Source organism: Mesorhizobium sp. M7A.F.Ca.US.007.01.2.1 (assembly GCF_003998165.1).
GTDB classification, from domain to species: domain Bacteria; phylum Pseudomonadota; class Alphaproteobacteria; order Rhizobiales; family Rhizobiaceae; genus Mesorhizobium; species Mesorhizobium ciceri.
On sequence record NZ_RZQP01000418.1, the window covers coordinates 1 to 2,467 of the forward strand.

The 2,467-nt window shown below is 66.9% G+C and carries 1 protein-coding gene; it reads left to right on the forward strand.

Going from position 1 to position 2,467, the window contains the following annotated elements:
- Nucleotides 1–2,344: peptidoglycan-binding protein (locus tag EN949_RS34550; RefSeq protein ID WP_206535003.1), on the forward strand; the 2,344-nt coding region annotated here is incomplete at its 5' end.
- Nucleotides 2,345–2,467 lie beyond the last annotated feature (123 nt).

Here is a 2,467-nt window from a genome sequence, read left to right on the forward strand (position 1 = left end):
AACCCGCGATTCCATCCTTGGCGCGGCGCGCGAAGCGGCCGAGAACGCAGTGCAATCGCTGGCCGGTTCGAGCGCCAATGCGACCGCGGTTTCCGGCCTCGCCCAGGATTTGAAGACGCTTGAAACACTGACGCGGCGCTCCGACGAACGCAATTCGAGAACGTTCGAGGCCATCCACGATACGTTGCTCAAGATCGTCGACCGGCTGGGTTCGCTCGAACCCGGCGAGCCGGTCGAGGCGATGAGCGAATTGCTGGATGCGGCACCGGCCGAGCCGAGCAACTGGCGCGGCGTGCGCCGACCCAAAATGGCCGTCGACGCGCCGTCGATGGATATCGATCAGCCCCTGCCATTGACTGGGGACATGGCAGATCTCGATGGCCGTGCCGCCGCCATCCTGCGCAATGAGCCGGGTGCACGCGGCGACCTGGGTATGCGTAGCGACCTGGGTATTGGCATTGGCACGCGCACGCCGGCCGAGGCTGCCGCGGCGGCGGCCATGGCCGCGCTCGGTTCGGACACGATCGCCGAGAAAGGCGGACAGGCCGGCGGCCGCAAATCGTTGTTCGGCGGGCTGGCCCGCGCCTTCAAGGGCAAGAAGGAGGCGGATATCCCGCCACTGGCCGGCTCAGCGCCGAGTGCCCCAATACCGAGCGTCGATCTCGACGAGCCGCTCGATCCGAAAATGGCCAACCGGCCGCTGGAGCCCGGCTCCGGCGCACCTGACCTCAATGCCATCATGAAGCGCGTGCGTGACGAGCGCGGCCAGCCGGCCAAGCCCAGCGACACCGATGCCGCGAAATCGGATTTCATCGCCGCTGCCCGGCGCGCGGCGCAGGCCGCGGCCGCCGAGGCCGATGCGCTGAAGCGCCAGTCGACGGTGACCGGACCGGTGAAGGCACTGCGGATCGGCGACCTGCTCAAGGCACGGCGCAAGCCGATCCTGATGGGGACAACCGCGATCCTGCTGGCGCTGGGCGCCCTGCAACTGGGCAAGGCCTTCTTCGCCGATCCGGCCCAGGTGGCGAGCAACGATGTCGTGCCGATCGTCGCCTCGCAGCCGATGCAAACCGCCTCGCTCGATGCCGCGAGCCGGCCAAAGACGGACGCGCAGCCCGCGGCAGTGGAAAGCGCGCCGGACCATGCCGTCAGACAGGCCGAGCCATCCGCACCGGCAACCAAGGACGACATGGTCGCGCAAAGCATGATTGCCACGCCGCCAGGCGCCGAGCCGTCGATGGGTGCCGCGCCGATCGCAGAACCGGTTCCCGCCCCCGTCGCCTTGGCTACATCGGCCGATGCGAACCCAGCGGTGTCCGAGACGACGACAGCCTCGCCTGCGCCGGCCTCGACCGTTCCGGTCGCCGCCGAACCTGCCGATACCGATACCGACACCGGCATCCACCCTGTGGCGACAGAGCCGACCACCGCCAAGGACACCACGGGCGCGGTTCCGCCGGTGGACGCTTCGCCGGCGACGACGGCAAAATTCGACATTCCCGCTGACGCCGGCCCGGCCGCCTTGCGTGACGCCGCTGCCAGCGGCGACGCCAAGGCGCTGTTCGAAATCGGTTCGCGCTATGCCGAGTCGCGCGGCGTCAAGGAAGACATGGCGGCAGCGGCCAAATGGTACGAGAAATCGGCGGAACTCGGCTTCGCGCCGGCCGAATACCGTATCGGAAATTTCTACGAAAAGGGCATCGGCGTCGCGCGCGACATCAAGAAGGCGAAGACCTGGTACCAGCTTTCCGCGGCACAGGGCAACGCCAGCGGCATGCACAATCTGGCCGTGCTGTTTGCCATGGCGGCTGACGGCGTGACCGACAATGAATCGGCCGCGCACTGGTTCCAGGCGGCGGCCGACGTCGGCGTCAAGGACAGCCAGTTCAATCTCGGCATCCTCGCCGCCAAGGGCGTCGGCATGAAGCAGAACCTCGAGGAGTCCTACAAATGGTTCGCGCTCGTCGCCAAGACCGGCGACAAGGATGCGGCGGCCAAGCGTGACGAGATCGCCAATGCGCTGCGGCCCGAGCAGCTCGAGCGCGCCCGCGCCGCGACCGAGCTGTGGAAGGCCAAGCCGCTGGATGCGGCAGCCAACTCGGCCGACATTCCCGAGTCCTGGCAGGACGGCGCGCCGCAGACGACCGCCAGCATCGACATGAAGAAGGCCGTCCAGAACATCCAGCGCATTCTCAACAAGAACGGCTACGACGCCGGCGGCGCCGACGGCAAGATGGGCCAGAAAACGAAGACCGCGATCATGGCTTTCCAGACCGACAACAAGATGGCGGCGACCGGCGAAGTCGACGAAAACCTGGTGAAGGCACTGCTGGCGCGCAAATAACGGCAGAGGCGTCGCTTCCACGACGCCCTTGCCACACATTCGCCTGTTAACAGATTGAGATGTTTTTTGTTTCGGCGGCGTAGCGCGGTTTGACTTCGCAGCACCTCCGGCGCAAGAACGAAT